General features: G+C 74.9%; 5 protein-coding genes. 2 read left to right on the top strand and 3 right to left on the bottom strand.

Going from position 1 to position 3,529, the window contains the following annotated elements:
* From KBX39_RS26565 to KBX39_RS26575, 3 genes are all read right to left on the bottom strand, one after another.
* Nucleotides 1-407, bottom strand: a 407-nt coding sequence (locus KBX39_RS26565) for a hypothetical protein (protein WP_210873075.1), incomplete at its 3' end; no start/stop codon positions are given.
* The gene (locus tag KBX39_RS26570) at nucleotides 404-613 is read right to left on the bottom strand and encodes a hypothetical protein (RefSeq protein WP_030503913.1); all 210 of its coding nucleotides are present in this window, start codon (nucleotides 611-613) and stop codon (nucleotides 404-406) included. The genes KBX39_RS26570 and KBX39_RS26565, both read right to left, overlap by 4 nt.
* A gap of 69 nt (nucleotides 614-682) precedes the next feature.
* Nucleotides 683-1,522 (bottom strand): universal stress protein, encoded by an 840-nt coding sequence (locus KBX39_RS26575; protein WP_166457423.1) that lies wholly within the window; start codon nucleotides 1,520-1,522, stop codon nucleotides 683-685.
* Nucleotides 1,523-1,650: 128 nt separating this feature from the next.
* On the opposite strand from KBX39_RS26575, the gene KBX39_RS26580 reads away from it, so the two are divergent.
* Both KBX39_RS26580 and KBX39_RS26585 read left to right on the top strand, forming a co-directional pair.
* Entirely contained in the window at nucleotides 1,651-2,397 is a 747-nt protein-coding gene (locus KBX39_RS26580; protein WP_064445939.1) for an SAM-dependent methyltransferase, read from the top strand.
* Between the two features lie 89 nt (nucleotides 2,398-2,486).
* Nucleotides 2,487-3,529: PP2C family protein-serine/threonine phosphatase (locus KBX39_RS26585; protein WP_210873077.1), on the top strand; the 1,043-nt coding region annotated here is incomplete at its 3' end.

The following is a 3,529-nucleotide window of genomic DNA, read 5'->3' on the forward strand; positions in this document are numbered from 1 at the left end:
TGCGGGATCAGGTCGGAGACCCAGTCGGCGCGCCGCCAGGTACGCGGGTCAGTCACGCCCAGCACCGTCATCGAGCCGTCCGAGGTGGCCATCACCCCACCGCCGAGCAGCACCGTGGCCAGCGGCAGCGGGATCCGCCGGTGTCCGGCGAGCAGACCGAACGCGGCCCCCGCGGCGATGCCTGTGGCGTACCCGAGCAGTGGCCCCAGACCGGAACGGCGGTTCGCCGCCTCGTCGCCGGGGCCCAGGTCGACGTGCGTGACGTCGGCCAGCCGTCCGGCCACCGACTCCGGGGTGCTGCTCGCCGGCCGCGCCCGCAGCGCCATGTCGAGGTAGGAGACCGCGTTGAGCACGGCGCTGCCGACGGCGCCCGCGATGGCGCCGTCGACGGCGGATGCCGCTCTCACTTCGGGTCACCCGGTTCCCGGTTGCCCTTGGGGCCGTAGGTCCGTTCGCCCCGGACCACGCCGCGTTGCCCACGGTCGTCCTGCAGGATCCGGTTGGCGACCTGGTTGGCCTCCTTGTCGGTGGCGCGCCCGGACTGCTCGACGAGGTCGCGCAGCCGTGCCCGTTGCTTGTCGTACGCGTTGCTGCCCGGACGGGGTCCTGCCATCACTGCCTCCTCGGGTCGCCGTCGGCTGACGAACCCGTCTACCCGCCCGGGCCGGGGCCAACCGTGCGCTCAGGCCGGGGCGCGGACGACAGCGACCGGGCACGCGGCGCGGTGCAGGATCCCCTGGCTCACCGAGCCGAGCAGCAAGCCGCTGAGCTCACCGCGGCCTTGCCGGCCCACCACGACCAGTTGGGCGTCCCGGGACGCCTCGGTCAGCGCTGTGACCGGGCGGGCCCGCACCGCCTCCCGGTTGATCGGCACGTCCGGCCAGCGCTCGGCGACGCCGGCGACCGACTCGGCCAGGACCCGCTCCTGCTCGTCGGCCTGCGCCGACCGGCCGCCCGGGTGGGCGTGCAGCACACGCAGCGGGGCGCCGCGGTGGGACGCCGTTTCGGCGGCGAACTCGACGGCGGCGCGGGACAGCGCGGAGCCGTCCACCCCGGCCACCACCGGGCCGGTGTCGCGGGCGGCGCCCCGGGCCACCAGCATCGGGCAGTCGGCGTACGCGGTGACCTGCAGCGCGACCGAGCCGATCACCAGCGAGGCGAACCCGCCGAGACCTCGGTCGCCGAGCACGATCAGCGCGGCCGTGGGGGACTCGCCGATCAGCACGGCGGCCGCCTCCCCGTCGATGATCTCGCCGGTGATGCGCAGCCCGCGCTCCTGCGCCTGGGCCGCGTTGACCGCGTCGGCGACCAGTTGCTCGGCCTGGTGACGCAGGCCGGCGTGCGGCGGCGCCCCGGCCGGAGCGGCCACCGGTACGCCCAGCAGCGGCCAGATGAATCCGTGGACCACCCGCAGCGGCCGGTTGCGGCGGGCGGCCTCCCGGGCGGCCAGGAGCACGGCCCGGGTCGCCGGCTCGGAGCCGTCCACCCCGACCACCACGGCCGCACCGTCAGCGGAGTTCACCAGGTACCTCCTCGTGGCCGGCGCTCCCGCGGCCAGTATCGCGGCCGGCGGGACCGGCCCGGGGCGATACCGCGCCGGTCGCCCGGTCGGTACGCTGGCGGACAGCGCCCAGGGAGGGAGGCCCGTCGATGGATCAGCCGGACGGACCGAGCACCGCCCGCATGATCGACTACTGGCTCGGCGGCCGGCACCACCGTCCGGTCGACGTCGCCGCGGCCGCCGCGTTCGAGGCGGCGTACGGGCCCTGCGCGGCGATCTTCCGCTCGCTGCGCGGTTTCCTGGGCCGGACCGTTCGCGCCATGGCCGGCGACGGTGTGGACGGCTTCCTGGTCTTCGGTGCGGGCGTGCCCACCTGCGGAAACGTGCACGAGGTCGCACCGGAGGCGACGGTCCTCTACACCGACGTCGACCCGGAGACGGTCCGGCTCGGCCAGCGCCTGCTCGCCGGCAGTGACCGCGCCGGTTACGGCTACGGCGACGCCACCGACATCGGCACCGTCGACCGGGCGCAGCTGCACCGTTTCGTGCCGGGGTGGGGGAGACGGCCGGTCGGAGTGGTGTTCCTCGGGCTGGCCGCGTTCCTGGACGACGACACGCTCGCCCGTACGCTGGACGAGTTGTACCGGGCGGTCGCGCCGGGCAGCCGGCTGGCGATCGACTTCGACAGCGAGGAACTGGCCGGGCATCCGCAGGCGCTGGCCATGATGGGCCCGGCGTTCCGGATGCGCGCGCCCGAGCGGTTCGCGCCGCTGCTGGGCCGCTGGCGTCCCACCGACGAGGGCGTCGTGCCGGTGGCCCGGTGGCGGCCCGAGGGTGAGCCGGAGCCGGTGCCGGACGCGTTCTACGGCGCGTTGGCGCTGCGGCCGGCGGACTGAGCCGCGCCGGTCGAGGCGGGCCGTTCGGCGGTCGGGGGTCCTTCGTATGATGTTTGCTCTGTAGCAATAGTCGTCATCGGAGGATGAGCATGCCGGAGGCGTCCGGATCGGTGTCACGTGCCCTGCGCACGGCGCCACCCGACCAGCTGGTGGAGACCGCGGACGCGGTGCTGCGCCAGACGCTCGGGGCCGCGCGGGCGGAGGTGTTCGTCGCCGACTACCGCGCCAGCGGCCTCTGGCCGGTGCTCGACCCGGACGTGCCCGACGGTGGCCCGTTGCCGGCACACACCGTGGCGCAACGCTGCTTCAGCAGCCAGGAGCCGGTCCTGGACATCATCGACGACGGCCGCTGCCGGGCCTACCTGCCGCTGTCGGTGTGGGGGGAGCGGCTCGGCGTCCTGATGGTCGAGCTGCCCGGTGACCCGGACGCGGCCACAGTGGAGGCGGCGCGGGACGCCGCCGGCGAGCTGGCCGTGGCCATCCGCGCGGCCGACCGGGAGACCGACAGGTACCGCCGCGCCCGGCGGCGGGAACGGCTGAGCATGGCTGCGGAGATGCAGTGGGACCTGTTGCCGGGGCGCAGCGTGCGCCACGGCGACGCGTTGCTGGCCGGGCAGCTCGAACCGGCGTACACGGTGGGCGGTGACCACTTCGACTGGTCGGTGGACTGTGAGCGGCTCACCCTCACCGTGCTCAACGGCACCGGCAGCGGGCTGGCCGCGTCGCTGCTCACGGCGATGACGGTGAACGCCATGCGCAACGCCCGGCGTTCCGGCGGCAGCTTGGTCGAGCAGGCGGAGCTGGCCTCGGACACCATCTACTACCAGCACCGGGGCGGCCGGCACGTGGCCACGCTGCTGCTGGAGCTGGACAGCCGCCGGGGCGTGGTGCGGGCGGTGGACGCCGGTTCCCCGCAACTGCTGCGGCTGCGGGGGAGGCGGGTCACCCCGATCGCGTTGGAGCAGCAACTGCCGTTGGGCATGTTCGCCGAGACCCGGTACGACGTGCAGGAGTTCACTCTGGAGCCGGGCGATCGTCTCTTCGTGGTCAGCGACGGGGTGTACGCGGCGGAGCCCGACGGGCAGGAGCCGTACGGCGTCCGGGCCATGGCGCGCGCGATGCGGGCTACTCG

This window comes from Micromonospora sp. D75, assembly GCF_018070405.1.
Lineage (GTDB): Bacteria > Actinomycetota > Actinomycetes > Mycobacteriales > Micromonosporaceae > Micromonospora > Micromonospora chalcea.